We start from the raw sequence: 17,153 nt of genomic DNA on the forward strand, positions 1-17,153 counted from the left end.
TCATTCCGAATCCTTTTGATGGGTGTAAAGAAGATCAACGCCGCTGCTACCGCTCAAACTGGCGCTGACTTGAATGCTGAAAAATTTATTTAGCAAATATTTAAGGGTTAACAAATTATTACTTCCTTGCGAAAAGCCCATGTTATAGCTCAAGTACAGGCGATTGGATAATGATTTCCCAACGACAAATGACGTCATGTCCGTTGTTTCGTTGGTTTTACGATTATATTCTGTATTATTTTCCACATTGACATCAAAGCCAAGAGTATTTTTCAATTGCTCAAGAAGTTGTGTCCCCTTGCTGCCGGAATCCAGGTTCATCGATGAAATGGCGGCAAGCAGAAGCTGCCCCCCGGACTTATTGGCCTGACTCGCTGGTTTGCCCAAAAGAAGCATGGATAGGATATCGGCCTGCGACAGGTTGGATGGGATGGAAAAAAGCTGCGTCTTTGGCCGGTTTAAATGGCCGCTGACTTCAATGCCGACGGTGGTTTTGTTGCCAAAATCATAGGATTGCAGGTTTGCAGTATTAAAATCAAATAACCGGTTGGAGCCTGCAAAAGAGGCGCTGGCATTATTAAATTGGCGAATAGCCCGTACTTTTATGTCGGGGTTGTCAATCAGGCTGCCGGTGTAGATAAGCTGGCCTTGTTGAATCAGCAAATCCTGGCCATAGGCATGGTATTTTCCATCACGCACATTCAACTCGCCGGTTCCCCGCATGGGGCCTGAGGGCAATTGACGTAATTGCAGACTGCCTTCAAGGTAGCCTTTTAAACCTTTGATGTCGATTTTCACGTCCTCGCCCATCTCCAGGCGCACATTACTGTCAATATGGAATGGATTGGGTTCGGCTTGTTTTTGCCCGGAAAAGACCACGTCGCTCGATAAACTGGCGCTGCTGTCGAAGGTATGCGGTTTGATACTGGCTTTTGGGATAAGCAGATCGCCGGTTAAAGTACGGGATGACGGTTTAAAGTCAAAGGTCAGTTTGGGCGATAAGTCCATTTTGTATTCATCGAGATTGAGGATTTGCACATGGTCGCCATTGAAATGAAGCGCCCCGGTGAAATGCGGTGCAAATTGCCCCTGGCCTTTGACGTGCAGCGGTTGATTGCCGCTGTACAAAGCCCCGTTGATAACCCACTGCTGATTATGGGTTTCCATGGTGAGATCAATGGGATTAAGCTGAATACCCAACTGCGGTAAAGCCACCCGGCCGTGGTTAAGCGACAATTGGCCTTTTAAGATTGGGCGATGCAACAAGCCGCTGGCCTGTAAATGGGCTTTTAACTGGCCGGCGGGTTCGGCCAGGGCGCTGTTGATATCCTTCAGGAAATCCAGCGAGTTGATGTTGATGGTCAATGCACTGTCAAGCATTTGTTGGCCGGCCATGACCTTTCCCCATTTAAATTGCGGTAAGGTAAAGGTGAAGGCGGCATTTTTATCCGCATCAATCATAAACCGGCCGTTGGCTTTCAATTCATGGGCATTCAGTGCGGCTGTTAACTCGCCACCTTTAAACATCAGAGGTTGCAATGCGGGATCCTGGTATTGTCCCTTACCCACCTTAAGAGTCAGATGGCCGCTGTCTCCTTTGTTCAGTTCAGCCGTTAGCGACACAGTCGATTGTAAGTGACTTAGTGCGGGGTGAAGCACGGCGGGATTGGGAATGGTGGCTGTGGCCTGCCAGGACGATGAGGGCGAGCCATTGATGTTGAGCTGATTGTTAGCCAGACGAAGTTGTGCCTTTAGTGCCTGATTTTGATAATTAACAGTCAGTTTGAGCGGTTTGGCATTGTATTGTGCGCTAAGCCAACCACTTGCGGCCAATGCCTTGACGGTGTCGCCAGTAAAAGAGGCCTCGGCATTGATGTGTTGCATCAGAAAATCAGCATCGCTGTCGGGGAGGGATTGGGCGCTGAGATTGCCCTTCATTTTAGGCGTACGTTGGGTATCAATACCCACGGTAAAATGCACCTGATGATGGGGGAATGTAAAGACACCTGTCCCGTCAAGCCGTTCTCCGCGCGTGGCGTGGGCTTTTAAGCTCAGGTGAGAGGGCAAGGGTGCTGTGAATTGGCTATCGACTTGCAAATCAAGATCCGGAAGAGTCCCCTGGATGAGCAATTTACCTTCGGTACTGGAGACGGGTTGACTGAAGCCGGCCAGTGGCCAGCGTAATGATTGCCATTGAAGTTGGCTCTCCAATCGCTGGCCATTTTTGAGCGTGCCGGTAAGGTCGATGGTGCTTAAGCCATGAAACCGCCCCTGCCAGCGATAGGCGGTGAGGTTGCCTTTTATTCCAAGCGATCCGGTTAATCCCTGGTCTGATTTTAAGGGGTTCAATTCAATACGGGCATTCAGCGGGTAGGGAAAACGAGGGCTTACCTTGGCGGTGAGGCGCCATTGGTGACCTTCATAATGAAAGTCAAAACGGCTGATTTGCCAGTTGTCATCCGATAGCGTGCTATTAAGTTGAACCTGCTTAAGCACCTGGTCGCCAGCGGGACTGCGGATGACCAGCTGGTCAATGCGCGCCTGCTTTGCAACGATAAGAATCGGAAGTTGTGGCATAACCGGGGTAGCGGATGCCGTTCCGGTTGCGGATTTGGATTGAATGAGGAATTCTTTTGCTTGCAAAGTCTTAAACAGAAGACGGTGATGAAAAAGCAATTGCCTGAGCGAAAAACGGATTTTTACATGCTGACTCTGGATAAGCAGACCCCTGTTCTCATAGGTTAACTGGTCAATGGTCAACGCGCCGCTTAAATGCCCGCTCGCCTGATGAATATGAAGTTGTCCGGGTAAAAAGGTATGGGCCAGTTTAACAGTCAGGTACAGACCCGGGGTTGTTGTTGATAGAAAAACAACAATGCTGGTTAGCAGCACAAAGGCAAGAAGCAGGCTGTATAGGATAGACTTGCTGAGTTTCTTTAGAAAGCGCATCATAAATCGGGTCCCATATTAACAACAAAGCGGGGTTTTCTGTCTTTGATGCGGTTAAAGTGACTATCCACAGCTTGGGCAATACCGATTTTAATAGGGCCTACCGGTGAAACCCACATCAACCCGATGCCCAAATCATTTTGCAGTACCCTGGGGCTGGGATCGTATACATCGCCGCTATCAAAAAAGCCGGTGAGGTACCAGTGTTCCACTGTTTCTTTTTGAATTTCAAACCCGCCGTAGGTGAGTATTTTACCAGGTCCGATGGAGTTAAAGGTAAACGCTTTCAAATTGTCCGATCCCCCAAGCAGCAGGGCCAAAGACAGCGGCAATTGATTCACATCATTGATATCGGTAATCCCTTGTAGGGTATGAACATAAAACCGGGTGCGGATAAAAGGCAGGGTGAGGGCTGCGCGGGCATCGATGGATGCCTGGGCAAAACTGACTTCCGACAGCACCGCACGGCTGGCGCCCAAACCGTTTAAGGTGATGTGATAGCCGGTTGGCGAAAAAAGCTGGTTGGACGTATTTTTCCATCCCAGCGTCGCTTTGGGGAAAAAGGTCAGCTTTTCAAGCTTGGGGGCATTATCATAATTAAAGCGTTCATACAGGCCGTTTATGGTGAGAATGCGTTGAAACCGGTCTTTATTGTGCCGTTGTCCCATGGAAAGCAGCAGGGAGTTACTGTAACCCGCACCATAGTCAAGATTCGACAGGTTGCCGGTGATGTCGTATTCATCGGTCAGCGGGTTTTTACCCGGGATAATGTACTGGGCTTGCAGCGTATTCTGATTGAAAGAGCCTAAGGCGATGGCATTGAATTTATGACCGGCACGGTTAACCGGCACCACATGGTAACCGAGGCGCCCGCGAATGCCGGTGTCGGTGCCAAAGCCTAAACCCAGAGAATAATTGATTCTGGCTGCGGCTTTAAGGTAGACATTAATCGGAATAGTGCGGTTGCCAGTCATCGCTGGTTTGGCATTGACCTGGCTGAAGTAACCGCTGCCGGCCAGGCTGTTGTTTAACTCAAGCAATTTTTCCGTGGAATAGGGTTGGCCATAATCAAAGGGGATATAACGGCGCAACAACGCCGGTGAAATATAAGTCGGCTCAAAACGAACCTGGCCAAAATAAAACTGCGGGCCGGTATCAAAAATCAGGGTGACGACTGCCGTGTAGCTGGCTTGATCAATTAAGATTTCAGCTTTTTGAAAATTGGCATGCAGGTAGCCTTCCTGTTCGGCTGCATCAATGAGCATCTGCTTACTTTCTTCGTATTTCACGCTGTTGAGCGGCTTGCCTTGTTGAATGGTTAAATGATGGCGTTTTCGTTGAATTTTTGCATTATCAGCCCCTTCTCCCTGCAGTTGCAGGGAAAGCCGGGTAATCAATAAGGGAGGTCCTAAGTTGACATTAATAATCAAGGAATTACCATTGGCTCGGCGGTTAATATGAATCACCGGCCGTAGGTAACCATAAGCATAAACGGCCTCAGCGACCTGCTTTTCGAGGTTTTCATTGGTTTCACTGAGTAAGGGTTTGGATTTGGCGTACTCCAGCAGGCGCATCTGAATATTTTCCAATACCTTGCCGCGAACCCCTTTAATTTGAACAGAGTCAGGTCCTTTGGCGGCAAAAAGCAGCGTCAGGCTGCCAGCGAAAAGTAAAAGGCAAGCCAGTTTTTTCATGGTATGGTCAACTGATTATTCACTGCAAAGGCGGATTCCTCCATGCTTTTCAGTGTGTAAATCAAATCCAGAGCTTCCCGCGCGGACAAATCATCGGGGTTAATCGAGGCGAGCAGGGCTTGCATCGGCGAGGGGGCGGCTTTGGGCGGCAGTGCAGCCGGGGCGGCCAGGGTGTTCGTCGCCTGTTGCAGGTGATGGGCGGCAATGCCTAACACTGCCTCCGGCATACCGGCTAAGCGCGCAACTTCAAGGCCGTAACTGCGGTCGGTTGGACCGTCTTCAACGCGGTAGAGAAAGGCGATGCGATTGGCGCTTAACACGGCCTGCAAGTGTTTATTGCGAATACCCCGATACTGTTCAGGTAAGGTGGTTAATTCAAAATAATGGGTGGAAAACAGCGTGTAGGCTTTAATGGTTTCCGCAAGATAGGAGCAGGCGGCATAGGCTAGGGCAATGCCGTCATGGGTGCTGGTGCCGCGGCCAATTTCATCAATTAAAACCAGGCTATGGGCTGTCGCCTGCCTTAAGATGCGGGCGGTTTCAGTCATTTCAACCATAAAGGTGGAGCGCCCTGAGGCCAGATCATCACTGGCGCCGATGCGGGTAAAGATTTTATCAATACGGCCAAGGCGCGCTTTTTTCGCCGGGACAAAACTGCCGGTATGCGCAAGCAGGACAATCAAGGCGTTTTGCCGCATGAATGTCGATTTGCCGCCCATGTTCGGGCCAGTAATGAGCCACATCGATTGCTGAGGCTCAAGCTTGAGATCATTGGCAATGAATTGTTCCTGCAAGACCTGCTCGATGACTGGGTGGCGTCCATCCTCGATGTCGATCATATCGTCGCTGGTCAAGTCGGGACAGCACCAGGACAGGCTGGCGGCGCGCTCGGCAAAATTGGTTAAAACATCCAGTTGGGCAACGCTTGCCGCCAGGGCTGTCAGTTCAGGTAAATCATTCAGGATTTCTTCAAGCAGGTTGTCATAGAGCCATTTTTCGCGAGCCAGGGCTTTTACCTCGGCGGATAATACTTTTTCCTCAAAACGCTTCAATTCAGGCGTGATGTAGCGCTCGACATTTTTCAAGGTTTGTTTACGTTGGTAATAAGTTGGGGCTTTCTCGGCCTGCAAACGGGACAACTCGATGTAATATCCCTGCACGCGATTGTAGCCAAATTTTAAGGAAGAGAGGCCTGAGCGTGTTTTTTCCTGCTGTTCGAGTTCGGCCAATTGACTGTTGGCATTTTCACTGAGCAGCCGAAACTCGTCCAGCTCATCATCAAAGCCAGTTGCAATCACGCCGCCATCGCGAATCAGCATGGGGGGATTATCAACCAATGCCTGGGTTAATAAAGCCAGCAAGGCCGGTTTTGGGGTGAGATCCCGACGAATCCTGACACCAAGCGGCGAGGCGTTGTTGGCCAGGGTGCTGTGAAGATCAGGTAATAAACGAAGCGCATGGCGTAATTGCGCCAGGTCGCGCGGCCTTGCGGATTTTAAGGCGATGCGTGAGGCAATGCGCTCAATATCGCCCAATTGCCGCAACAGGGGTTTAAGGATGGCTTCCTGTTTGTTATGGATGAATTCCTTTACCACGTTCTGGCGTTCCTGGATTAGCGCGTGCTGGCTTAAAGGCCGCCCCAGCCAGCGTTTTAACAGACGGCTGCCCATGGGATTGCTGGTGTGATCAAGAACATCGATTAAGGTGTTTTCCTGCCCACCCTGGTAATTTTCAAACAGTTCCAGGTGTTTTTGGGTGGCGGCGTCGACCTGCAGGTAGTCGTCGTTTTTTTCCAGTGTTAGGTGCTTAAGATGCGGTAAGGCTTGCCGTTGGGTCGTGTTTAAGTAAGTTAAAAGGCAACCGGCCGCTGGATAGGTTATCAGGTAGTCTTTGCCGGCGATTCCCTCCAGGTGGCTGACAGCAAATTGTTGACAAAGCAGGCGGTAGGCCTGTTGCAAATCAAACTCCCAGGCGGGGCGGGTTTTGACCGGATAATGACCTAAACCGCCATACTGACTCTCTTCGGGAATCAAGATTTCCGCGGGCTGCAAATGACCTAAAGCGGCCTCAAGTGCAGAATCATCTGCCACCTGCATTAAATGAAAACGGCCGCCGCTTAGGTCCACCCAGGCGAGCCCGTATTGGGATTTTTGCCGGTAAATGGCTAACAGCAGGTTATCGCGGCGTGCTTCAAGCAAGGCCTCATCGGTGATAGTGCCCGGGGTGACGATGCGGGTGACTTCCCGTTCAACCGGTCCCTTACTGGTCGCCGGATCGCCAATCTGTTCACAAATGGCGACCGATTCCCCTTTTTTTAATAAGCGGGCCAGGTAATTTTCAACCGCATGATAGGGGACGCCGGCCATGGGAATGGGTTTATCAGCCGACTGACCACGATGGGTCAGGGTAAGATCAAGAAGCTCGGCGGCTCGCCTGGCGTCGTCAAAAAACAATTCATAAAAATCACCCATACGGTAGAAAAGCAGCATGTCCGGGTAATCGGACTTAATGCGTAAATATTGCTGCATCATGGGAGTATGGGTAGCTGACATGGGCAATCCGAAGCGGTAAATAGTGCGATTTTAACAAATGCACCACGGCAAGTCAGTAAAAGTCCCGCTGTCATTTGCATTAATTATAAGCGCTTTGTAAAACAATTATTTAACAGGGTTGCCCGATTTCAGGCGAAGGGGGTAAAGGCGAATGCTCGATTGCCTCGTCAGCCTTAGGGGATTTATGCTTGAATAACCCGCTTTTCATGGTTTTAAAACGATGGATATTTTCTTCTGTCTCGTCGCGTTTTAGCAGGACTTCTTTTATGAAATCCGTGATTTCATAGATCAAACTGTCGAGGAAGCTTAAGGAGGAAGCAGGATGGGATTCTTTTTTATCAATAATTGCTTGAGCAGTCGGTGAAAAATGGACATGGTTTGCCTGCAAAAGCCGCAAAATGGAAATATCTGTTTTTGCAACCAGGCTGGGGTTTAATTTAACCGCTTCAAAGAGAAGCTCCTGACATTCGGGGAGCCTGTGAATTTCTGCAATAAAAAACTCGACCATGGGCAGTTGGTTGGCGCGAATGGCCTGCAATAAATGGGTCAGTAACACCAGGTCATCGATCTCGCCGGGAATTTTTTTTAATTGTTGGTAAAGCAGGTTCACGCAGGCGACGGACTTGCTGCCTATGGCCGCCCCGATGGCATTGCCGGCAAGAATTTTTTCAGCAATGGCTTTCTCATTCAGTGGTGGGGCTCCTTCCTGCTGGTAGGCATCAAGCATATACTGCAATACATCCCTGTTACCGCCGGCGGCGGCACCATGGAGGTAAGTAGCGGCATTGCCGCGCATCAGGATAATGTCCTCAAAGCACGTCCTGCCATTGCTATCCTGTAAGAGGATAGCCAGCGCTTCCTGACGCCCTTCACCTAATGCCTCCATGAAGACTTCAGGCAGATGCGAAATGTCGCTTTCTTTTTTGATTTGGGAAAGAAAAAGAGGCAATACCCGGGTTGCATTCACGGCGGCCGCAACCATGCAGGCGCTGATTAAATGCCTGTCATTTTTAAATCCTTTGGCATACAGGGCATTGACCGCATCCTTGTTGTCAAGAAGAATAGCCCAGAACATGTTGGTAATCCCATAATTGCCGGCGCTGCTTAATGCGGCCTGGTCCGTATTGAGGTATTTTTCAAATAAGCCGCCTATGTCAGGAAAAGACCGTGGGGTGTTGCTCTGTTCCGGGTGCCTGACGACCTGCACGTGCAGGCCTAAAGGACCATACAGTTCAAGCGGGACTGCTATGGGGCTAAGCGCATCGCTTAGATCCAATGAATCGGTGACAAATCCCAGCATGCCGGTGTAGCCAAACACATTAAAATGCAATTCATGAATGACCTCCCGCTCACTTCGGAATGCTTTGAAACCGCCCCGGTAATTAGGGTCATAAATGATGTAGTTCCCTGCTTTTTTACTGATGGCCACGGCATGATTGACGCTGCGCACAATCATGGCTTCATCGTCTCGCAGGGCAATCTCTTTTAAGATTTGAGTCCAGTTGGTATCACTGGTCGTCATGGCCAAATCAAAGGCGGGTGCGAGTTTTTTGCCTGCAATATCCAGGGTGGCCAGGTTGTTTAATTGATTTAAGGTTTTATCATATTCTTCGGGCATGAAGCTTTTCGCCACGTCTTTGGCGAAGGAATAAACATCCTCATTCCATTCGGCGTTGGGGGGCAGGTTGGCAATGGTGTTTAAAATGGTCTGGAATTGATCAATTTGTCCTTGCAGCGCATATTTGATATACCCGGCGGCCAAACCATTGCAAACCCCGGATTTATTCATGCGCACCGGTAGCGGTTGAGATGAGCAATAATTTTGCCTTGATTAAGAGGAGGCTGCATATGCATGTTTAAATACCATTGGAATCATGCAGCCATTTTAATGCGTTATTCTTAACCCAAGATTAAATAATAAAAACAGTTTTGCCTGACCGCAAATTGTCGAACCACTGCCAAGATGAACATATTTGCGGTAAATCAACGCTAACTTCTTCACTTAAGGTAAATTTTTGCTAGACTATAGCTGGTGATCTAGAACAACAATAATGTTAAAAACACGGAGAATAACTATGAAACGTTTAGCCCTTTTGGCTGTATCTTCATTCCTGGCGGTATTACTGACTGCATGTGGAGATAATGCTGAGAAGAAAGCGGAAGACAATGCGGCTGCGAATGTTGAGCAAACAACCACCACAACGCCTGCGCCAGCCCCTGCTGATCAAAACACTAACCAACAAACCACGACAACGCCAACGGATAACAATGCAGCTACGGATGCTTCCAAGCCTGAGTAATGGTTTTTAAGAATGAGAAACCCCGCAATGATGCGGGGTTTTTTTTAAGGCATAGAAACGATGAATGAAGTCATAGAGCCTTTGCTGAAATCCCTTACCGATTTATTGCGTGAAAAAAAATTGATCATTACCACGGCTGAATCCTGTACCGGCGGCTTGATTGCTTCCCTGCTGACGGAATTGCCGGGCAGCTCGGCCTGGTTTGATCGCGGGTTTGTCACTTACAGCAATGAGGCCAAACAGGAGTTGCTGGGGGTTAATCCCGTCGTGTTGGCGCAATACGGTGCAGTCAGTCTGCAAACGGCGGAAGCCATGGCCGCAGGCGCCTTAACGCATAGTCATGCCCATGTAGCCCTGGCGGTCACGGGCATTGCCGGGCCGGATGGCGGCACACAGGCAAAACCGGTCGGGACGGTTTGCTTCGCTTTTGCTGAGCGGGGAGGCCTGATGCAATCCCGTTCCTGTCTATATTCCCCGTCTTCACGCAGCCAGATTCGTTTTCTTTCCTGTGTCGAGGCTCTGCATGGCATGATTTTTTTGTTGAATCAAGCCTATCCTCAAACGTAATCGCGACGTTTGCTGCCAGTGGCCATCTGTGTGATAATTTGCCCTTTGAATACTAGGTGATTAACTATGGAAGATAATAAACAAAAAGCGCTGAGTGCTGCATTGGCTCAAATCGAGCGCCAGTTCGGCAAGGGTTCCGTGATGCGCATGGGCGACAGCAGCGCAGAACGCGATATTGAAGCGATTTCCACGGGTTCATTAGGTTTGGATATTGCCTTGGGTATTGGTGGCTTGCCTAAAGGACGTATCGTTGAAATTTATGGCCCGGAATCGTCTGGTAAAACCACACTGACCCTGCAAGTCATCGCCGAATGCCAGAAAATGGGCGGTACAGCCGCGTTTGTCGATGCGGAACATGCTTTAGATCCCAGCTACGCCGCGAAACTGGGCGTCAATGTCGATGAGCTTCTGGTGTCTCAACCCGATACCGGTGAGCAGGCGCTGGAAATTACCGATATGCTGGTTCGTTCTGCGGCGGTGGATGTCATCATCATCGACTCGGTTGCTGCTTTAACGCCCAAGGCAGAAATTGAAGGGGAAATGGGGGATGCTCATGTGGGTTTGCAAGCCCGCTTGATGTCGCAGGCGCTGCGTAAATTGACAGCTAATATCAAACGCTCCAATACGCTGGTGATTTTCATCAACCAGATCCGCATGAAAATCGGCGTGATGTTCGGTAACCCCGAAACCACCACTGGTGGTAATGCCTTGAAATTCTATTCTTCCGTGCGCCTTGATATTCGTCGTGTCGGCTCCATTAAAAAGGGAGAAGAGGTGCTTGGCAGCGAGACACGCGTTAAAGTCGTTAAAAATAAGGTCGCTCCCCCTTTCCGCACCACGGATTTTGATATTCTGTATAATGAAGGGATTTCCCGTGAAAGTGAAATCATCAATCTGGGCACGCAATTAGGCCTGATTGAGAAATCCGGAGCCTGGTACAGCTACAAACAGGAAAAAATTGGTCAGGGTAAAGATAACGTTCGCGTTTATCTGAAAGAAAATCCTGCCATTGCTCAGACATTGGAACAACAAATCCGGGCTGAACTGCTGGTGAAGAAACTGCCGGTGACTACAATGGAAGAAGAGGTCGAGACGGCTGATGACTAAGGCGTTCGATTGTGCTTTGCGCCTGCTGGCCAGGCGGGAGCACGGTGCGCAGGAGTTGTTTGACAAGTTAATTCAGAAGGGGCATAGCCGGGACGACGCCAACGAAGCGCTTCGTTTATGCCAACACCACCAGTTGCAAAGCGATGCCCGCTTTGCCGAGCAGCTGTGCCGCACCCGTATCCATCAGGGATATGGGCCTTTGCGTATTCGACAGGAGTTGGAGGCGCTGCGGATCAGTGAGGACATTATGGCCCCGGTGTTGGCCGAGGAAGAAGACAATTGGCCAGGTTATGCAGAGGCTGCCTGGCTGAAAAAATTTAAGGCCCGTGTGCCTGCCTCGTTTGCTGAACTTAAGAAACAGCAACGATTTTTACTGTACCGCGGATTCCCTGGCGATATTATCGCTCGAGTTTTTAAAGATAATTTAAACGTTGTGAGAGCATGAACAGTTCAGACATTAGAAAAGCATTTATTGAGTATTTTGCCCAACGAGGTCATCAGGCCGTCGAATCCAGTTCCCTGGTTCCCGGTAATGATCCCACCCTGTTATTTACCAATGCCGGCATGGTGCAATTCAAAGACACCTTTTTAGGTCTCGAGCCGCGTCCCTATACGCGGGCCGTGAGTTCACAGCGTTGTGTGCGGGCAGGCGGTAAGCACAATGATTTGGAAAATGTCGGGTACACGGCCAGGCATCATACTTTTTTTGAAATGCTGGGTAATTTCAGCTTTGGCGATTATTTCAAGCGTGAAGCCATTCGTTATGCCTGGGAATTTCTTACCGGGGTGTTGAAACTTCCTGCGGAAAAACTCTGGGTAACCGTGTTTGAAGACGACGATGAGGCGGCGGATATCTGGTTAAAGGAAATGGGGGTATCGCCTGAGCGTTTTTCCCGATGCGGTGAAAAAGATAATTTCTGGTCCATGGGCGATACAGGACCCTGCGGCCCCTGCACCGAAATTTTTTATGATCATGGACCGTCTATCCCTGGCGGGCCGCCAGGGAGTCCGGATGCCGATGGCGACCGCTACATCGAAATCTGGAATCTCGTCTTCATGCAATTCAATCGCGACAAACAGGGCCAATTGCATCCTCTGCCCAAACCCTCTGTGGATACGGGCATGGGCCTTGAGCGCATTGCCGCCGTGGTGCAGGGTGTCCACACCAATTACGAAATCGACAGTTTCCAGCACATTATCTGCGCCATACAGAAATTAACGCCGTCTACGGCAGCCAATCACCCATCCCTTAAAGTCATTGCTGATCATATTCGCGCCTGCTCCTTCCTGATTACAGACGGCGTTTTGCCCGGCAACGAAGGACGGGGCTATGTGTTAAGGCGCATCATCCGCCGTGCGGTTCGGCATGGGAATAAACTGGGGTTGCAATCGCCGTTTTTCTCAAGCCTGGTTGTTCCTTTAATTGACGTGATGGGCGATGCATATCCCGAATTAATGGATAAACGTGAACAAATCGAGCGGGTGCTTACCCAGGAAGAAAATCAGTTCGCCCGTACGCTCGAGCAGGGGCTTCGTTTACTTAAAGGCGAGATTCAAACCATGGCTGGGCGCGAACTCCGTGGTGAGGTGGCGTTTAAGCTTTATGATACTTACGGATTTCCTCTGGATTTAACGCAAGACATTGCCCGTGAGCAGGATTTGACGGTCGATATTGAAGGGTTTAACCGCTGTATGCAGCAACAGCGGGAACAATCCCAATCGGCTAGCCAGTTTACCACCGATTACTCTCAATCCGCACAATTGCAGGAAACATCCACTTTCCATGGCTACGAGGTCGAAGCGATGACCAGTACGGTGACGGCCCTGCTAAACGAAGGTCAGCCAACGGAGGTACTGGTGGCGGGTATGAAGGGAGCTATTGTTCTTGCCGCGACACCCTTTTACGCTGAAAGCGGGGGTCAGGTCGGGGACAAGGGGCAATTGCTGGGTGAGGACGCGTTATTTCAGGTCGAGGATACGCAGCGGGTCGGGTCTGCCATTGTTCATTACGGTGAGGTGCTCAAGGGAAGATTCACGGCTGGTCAATCGGTTGAAGCAAAAGTGGATTCGCTGCGTCGCGGTGCCATTCGCTTAAACCACACCGCCACCCATTTGTTGCACGCCGCGTTAAAACAGGTCGTTGGCGGCCATGTCCAGCAGAAAGGATCGCTGGTTGACGCGGAGCGCGCCCGCTTTGACTTCTCTCATTATGAAGCCTTGACAGCGGAACAAATTCATCGTATTGAATGCCTGGTCAATGCTCAGATCCGTGCCAATCATCCCGTGGTCACTGAATTAATGACCATAGAGGAAGCCAAAAGCAGCGGTGCGGTCGCCTTGTTTGGTGAAAAATACAGTGACGAGGTTCGGGTGCTGTCTCTGGGTGATTTTTCCAAAGAGCTCTGCGGCGGGACACATGCTATCCGCACGGGTGACATTGGTGTGTTCAAGATCATCGCGGAATACGGCATTGCGAGTGGTGTACGCCGCATTGACATGATGACGGGCGCTTATGCCTTAAACTGGATTAATAGCCAGTTAGACAGCCTGGATGAAGTGGCTAAGAAATTAAAAACCACCACGCCGCAGGCAGTTGAAAAACTCACGCAATTGCTGAATGAGACGCGACAGCAGGAAAAAGAATTGGCTCGCCTGCAAGCCAAGCTGGCTGCAAAATCCGGTGACGATCTGTTGTCAGAAGCAGTTAAAGTCGGCAAAGTGAACCTCTTGGTTAAAAAGCTGGACAATGCCGATAGCCAGTGCTTACGCACGACCCTGGATCAATTGAAATCCAAATTGGACAATGCTGTCATCCTGCTTTATGCCATTGATCAGGATAAAATGAATGTGGTGGCAGGAATTAGCAAAAATCTCATAGGCCAGGTGCCCAGTGCGGGCTTATTGGTTAAGCACTTGTGCGGCAAGGGCGGTGGACGTGACGATATGGCCCAGGGAGGCGGCACGGTGCCAGCTGATTTGACAGCCAAACTGGCAGAAATTAAAAATATGGTAGGGGATGCTGAGAAATCAGCCACTCTTTAACCCTGTTTCGGCCATTTAATGGATGAAATGGCCGTCCATGACTAAAGGGATTTTATAATGGGTTTCTTCACCGAATTTAAACAGTTTGCCATGCGTGGTAATGTGGTTGATCTCGCCGTGGCCGTGGTGATTGGCGCTGCTTTCGGAAAAATCGTTTCTTCACTGGTTGATGGGATTGTCATGCCGCTTATCGGCTTGCTGTTAGGCGGTATAAATGTAGCCAATAAATCCTTTCAGATTGGTGACGCCGTTGTTAAATGGGGCGCGTTTTTACAAACCGTTATTGATTTTACCCTCATTGCTTTTGCTATTTTTGTAGTTATTAAGCTCATTAATTTGTTGCAGCAAAAACAGGATGAAGCGCCGGAAAAACTGAGCCGTGAAGCGGCCATTTTAATCGAAATTCGCGACTTGCTGAGTCGCAAGGATACCCACTCATCCGATTAATCAACAATCCATTTATTGCATGCCAGGCCGGTCCCTTTGCTCACGACCAGGAATAACTGCCTTTTTAGACGCGGTAGCTTATCTTTGCTATACTTTACATGTCTTCACTGCTGGGAAATTATCATGGCTGAACTACTCAATTTAATAGCACTGATTATTATTACCGGCGTGCTGATGTGGCTTGTGAATGTATTTATTCCCATGCCTGGCGCGATTAAAACCCTGCTTAATGTCTTGGTGTTAATTATATTAATTCTTTATATCCTGCAATTTTTTGGTTTAATCCATACCGTTTTACCGACTATTCGATTATTCCGTTAGCGTGATTCAAACGATAATGAAGCGGCTTGTTGGCCGCTTTTTTACTTCATATTGGTCTATATTTATACAATAGTGCTGCTGCAGAGATTTACTTTGGCCGTTGATAAAGACAAGCTGCGTGACGTGTTGAATGAAGACCAACAGACCATTCAACAACGATTAAATTCACAAATTGGTCATTATACTGACATTGATACCGAACAATTCGTAAGTAGGCGATTGAATGAGGACGCGCAGGCTGAATTATACCGTGGCGTTCCGCTTGATGCGCATCACCCCAAGGCGCCTGCGGATGACAGTGGTCAATATGATCCGCAGTATTTTCGAAAAAAGTTCATTGCTCACATTGCTGCCATTGAGGCCGGCAAAGAACCGTCATATAAAGGCGATGCGCGTAAACGGGCTCTCGATCCTGCTTCGGCTACAATCTCCATGCAGGATTTTTTGGGTGATGAAGGGGTAAAACTTTATCGTCTGGCCCTTGAAGAGGAATTAAACAGCAGGGAATACCGCAACGCCCTTTTCCATGCCTCCACTGAACATTATCCCGGAGAAAAATGGGCAGAAAGACCAGCTATCATTGTTTCCGGCCCCTCAGCCAGCGGTAAAACCGTAGCCACGCAGGCGGCTGTTGAGCAGGCAAAACGCTTTCTACCAAAAGCCGAGCCCGTGGATTATTCCGGTAACGATGTTGTCGCCATCGACGGGGGTAAAGCGCGTGAGGTTTCACAAATGCGCAAACTGGTTATTCAGGCTGCTAATCACAAAGGGTTCTCAGGCATTCAGGATTTGCACAAACACAGTTCTATTCTTGAAAAAGCCAAGGATAGTATGCGCGAAGCGGTGATGAAATCCGATTTGGGGTTTGTTATTCCTGAAACGTTTTCATCGTGGAGTATCCCTTTTCATAAAATCCATGACTTGATGAAAAAAATCGACACCTTGCCTGGAACCAAACAACTGTTTAGCCGTGTGGTGGGTGAAGAACCCTCCTTGTTCCAGAAAATTGTCAATTTTATGGGTAACAGGCGGGCCTGGAAACGTGATGGGTTTGAGCAACAGCCCGATCTTGATTTGAATAATCAACGCATATCCGAATCCAAAGCGTATGGTGCGCGGGGTTTTGGTTTTGGTGTGAAAGGATCTGAGGGTGCGGAAAAATGGTTTAAGCGGCATAGCAAAGACAAGCTTTCAATGACCATTACCAATGACTTGATGCTGGTGAGGGAACATCCGCCTGGATCTCAGCAATGGCAGGAGGCGGAACCCGGCGAACCAGGTGTGGAATTGATTTCACAGCGGGTCTTTCACTATTGGCAGTCTTTACAGGAGGTGGACGATGGACGCTCGTTAAGCATTGCTGATAAATATTATGCAAACCTGGATTTTAAAACCTTTTGCAGGGAAGTGACTCGCCCTGACGATTTGATTCGGTTAAAACAAGATCCAGAAAACCCCCGACAATGGCTTGCCGCTTCCATCCATGATCAGGGCGCGTTGTTGGTTTCTCAGCGAGTCTATGACCAATGGCGATTTTTGCAGGCGAATAGTTCACAATGGCTCTATGACAAGCAGGCAGGGCGGTTAAGTGAGGGGGATAAGAAAAATCTCTTGGACAGCCAGTTAAGCCTTGAAGATTACAGTAAAAAAGTCATTATCCGTCCTCATATTAAAACCTCGTCAGAAATTGAGATTACAGTCGCTGTGGATGCCGTCAGGAACCGCCATGTAAAACTGAAAGAAGAATTGGATGCCGGTCAAAAAAGAGGCCGATTGTCCCCGGAAGAGATAGAGGCGTTGCAGGTAAAAATCAGCGTACTTAAAGGTTTCGAAATTGCCCTTAAAGATTTAAATACCCCAAGCAAAGATAATTTAATTGCACTGAGAGATGATATCGATATGAAAATTAAAGGATTAAAAGAAGAGGGGTATACCCATAAATTTTACAGTGCAACTGAAAGGGTATTAAAGAATCTTCAAAGCGCAGTGGATAAAGCCATTAACGAATTCGATGGCAGGCCGACCAGTACTCAGGACTTTAAAGAAGCACTGGCCGAGATAGCCAATGACACTGCCTACACCTCAAATGTGTCAGCAGGACCAGGGTCTGTAAATAATTTTGTGTAATTAGTCATAGTATATAATCTGTCGGCGCTGGATAGTGTTGACAATAT

General features: G+C 49.0%; 12 protein-coding genes. 8 read left to right on the plus strand and 4 right to left on the minus strand.

What is annotated here, in order from left to right:
* The 4 genes from Lery_RS00655 to Lery_RS00670 all read right to left on the minus strand — a co-directional run bounded on the left by Lery_RS00655 (position 1) and on the right by Lery_RS00670 (position 8,984).
* On the minus strand, positions 1-2,952 hold the full coding sequence (locus Lery_RS00655; RefSeq protein ID WP_058525314.1) for a translocation/assembly module TamB domain-containing protein: 2,952 nt from the start codon (positions 2,950-2,952) through the stop codon (positions 1-3).
* Entirely contained in the window at positions 2,949-4,643 is a 1,695-nt protein-coding gene (locus tag Lery_RS00660; protein WP_058525315.1) for an autotransporter assembly complex protein TamA, read from the minus strand. The genes Lery_RS00655 and Lery_RS00660 overlap by 4 nt, the downstream gene beginning before the upstream one ends.
* Positions 4,640-7,195, minus strand: a complete 2,556-nt coding sequence (gene mutS / locus Lery_RS00665; RefSeq protein ID WP_058525316.1) for a DNA mismatch repair protein MutS — start codon at positions 7,193-7,195, stop codon at positions 4,640-4,642. Before mutS ends, Lery_RS00660 begins: the two co-directional genes overlap by 4 nt.
* Before the next feature lie 109 nt (positions 7,196-7,304).
* Positions 7,305-8,984 carry a YopT-type cysteine protease domain-containing protein gene (locus Lery_RS00670; protein WP_058525317.1) on the minus strand — a complete coding sequence of 560 codons (1,680 nt, stop codon included), beginning with the start codon at positions 8,982-8,984 and terminating at the stop codon, positions 7,305-7,307.
* Between the two features lie 286 nt (positions 8,985-9,270).
* Here Lery_RS00670 and Lery_RS00675 point away from each other — a divergent pair, with 286 nt between their 5' ends.
* The 8 genes from Lery_RS00675 to Lery_RS00710 all read left to right on the plus strand — a co-directional run bounded on the left by Lery_RS00675 (position 9,271) and on the right by Lery_RS00710 (position 17,106).
* On the plus strand, positions 9,271-9,495 hold the full coding sequence (locus tag Lery_RS00675) for a hypothetical protein (RefSeq protein ID WP_058525318.1): 225 nt from the start codon (positions 9,271-9,273) through the stop codon (positions 9,493-9,495).
* 60 nt (positions 9,496-9,555) lie between these two features.
* Positions 9,556-10,062: a CinA family protein gene (locus Lery_RS00680; protein ID WP_058525319.1), complete on the plus strand. Its 507-nt coding sequence runs from the start codon at positions 9,556-9,558 to the stop codon at positions 10,060-10,062.
* A gap of 66 nt (positions 10,063-10,128) precedes the next feature.
* On the plus strand, positions 10,129-11,169 hold the full coding sequence (recA, locus tag Lery_RS00685; RefSeq protein WP_058525320.1) for a recombinase RecA: 1,041 nt from the start codon (positions 10,129-10,131) through the stop codon (positions 11,167-11,169).
* The gene (gene recX, locus Lery_RS00690; protein WP_058525321.1) at positions 11,162-11,614 is read left to right on the plus strand and encodes a recombination regulator RecX; all 453 of its coding nucleotides are present in this window, start codon (positions 11,162-11,164) and stop codon (positions 11,612-11,614) included. The genes recA and recX overlap by 8 nt, the downstream gene beginning before the upstream one ends.
* Positions 11,611-14,211 carry an alanine--tRNA ligase gene (gene alaS / locus Lery_RS00695; RefSeq protein WP_058525322.1) on the plus strand — a complete coding sequence of 867 codons (2,601 nt, stop codon included), beginning with the start codon at positions 11,611-11,613 and terminating at the stop codon, positions 14,209-14,211. The genes recX and alaS overlap by 4 nt, the downstream gene beginning before the upstream one ends.
* Positions 14,212-14,268: 57 nt before the next feature.
* Positions 14,269-14,658: a large-conductance mechanosensitive channel protein MscL gene (gene mscL / locus Lery_RS00700; protein WP_058525323.1), complete on the plus strand. Its 390-nt coding sequence runs from the start codon at positions 14,269-14,271 to the stop codon at positions 14,656-14,658.
* Positions 14,659-14,781: 123 nt separating this feature from the next.
* On the plus strand, positions 14,782-14,979 hold the full coding sequence (locus Lery_RS00705; protein ID WP_058525324.1) for a Thivi_2564 family membrane protein: 198 nt from the start codon (positions 14,782-14,784) through the stop codon (positions 14,977-14,979).
* Positions 14,980-15,072: 93 nt separating this feature from the next.
* The gene (locus Lery_RS00710; protein ID WP_131750974.1) at positions 15,073-17,106 is read left to right on the plus strand and encodes a hypothetical protein; all 2,034 of its coding nucleotides are present in this window, start codon (positions 15,073-15,075) and stop codon (positions 17,104-17,106) included.
* Positions 17,107-17,153 lie beyond the last annotated feature (47 nt).

The sequence above is a fragment of the Legionella erythra genome (genome assembly GCF_001467615.1).
GTDB classification, from domain to species: domain Bacteria; phylum Pseudomonadota; class Gammaproteobacteria; order Legionellales; family Legionellaceae; genus Legionella_C; species Legionella_C erythra.

What these genes read in the sequence shown, in the direction of transcription:
- Lery_RS00655 (WP_058525314.1), bottom strand. Translation starts at nt 2,952, where the DNA reads ATGATGCGCTTTCTAAAGAAACTCAGCAAGTCTATCCTATACAGCCTG.
- Lery_RS00660 (WP_058525315.1), bottom strand. Translation starts at nt 4,643, where the DNA reads ATGAAAAAACTGGCTTGCCTTTTACTTTTCGCTGGCAGCCTGACGCTG.
- mutS (WP_058525316.1), bottom strand. Translation starts at nt 7,195, where the DNA reads ATGTCAGCTACCCATACTCCCATGATGCAGCAATATTTACGCATTAAG.
- Lery_RS00670 (WP_058525317.1), bottom strand. Translation starts at nt 8,984, where the DNA reads ATGAATAAATCCGGGGTTTGCAATGGTTTGGCCGCCGGGTATATCAAA.
- Lery_RS00675 (WP_058525318.1), top strand. Translation starts at nt 9,271, where the DNA reads ATGAAACGTTTAGCCCTTTTGGCTGTATCTTCATTCCTGGCGGTATTA.
- Lery_RS00680 (WP_058525319.1), top strand. Translation starts at nt 9,556, where the DNA reads ATGAATGAAGTCATAGAGCCTTTGCTGAAATCCCTTACCGATTTATTG.
- recA (WP_058525320.1), top strand. Translation starts at nt 10,129, where the DNA reads ATGGAAGATAATAAACAAAAAGCGCTGAGTGCTGCATTGGCTCAAATC.
- recX (WP_058525321.1), top strand. Translation starts at nt 11,162, where the DNA reads ATGACTAAGGCGTTCGATTGTGCTTTGCGCCTGCTGGCCAGGCGGGAG.
- alaS (WP_058525322.1), top strand. Translation starts at nt 11,611, where the DNA reads ATGAACAGTTCAGACATTAGAAAAGCATTTATTGAGTATTTTGCCCAA.
- mscL (WP_058525323.1), top strand. Translation starts at nt 14,269, where the DNA reads ATGGGTTTCTTCACCGAATTTAAACAGTTTGCCATGCGTGGTAATGTG.
- Lery_RS00705 (WP_058525324.1), top strand. Translation starts at nt 14,782, where the DNA reads ATGGCTGAACTACTCAATTTAATAGCACTGATTATTATTACCGGCGTG.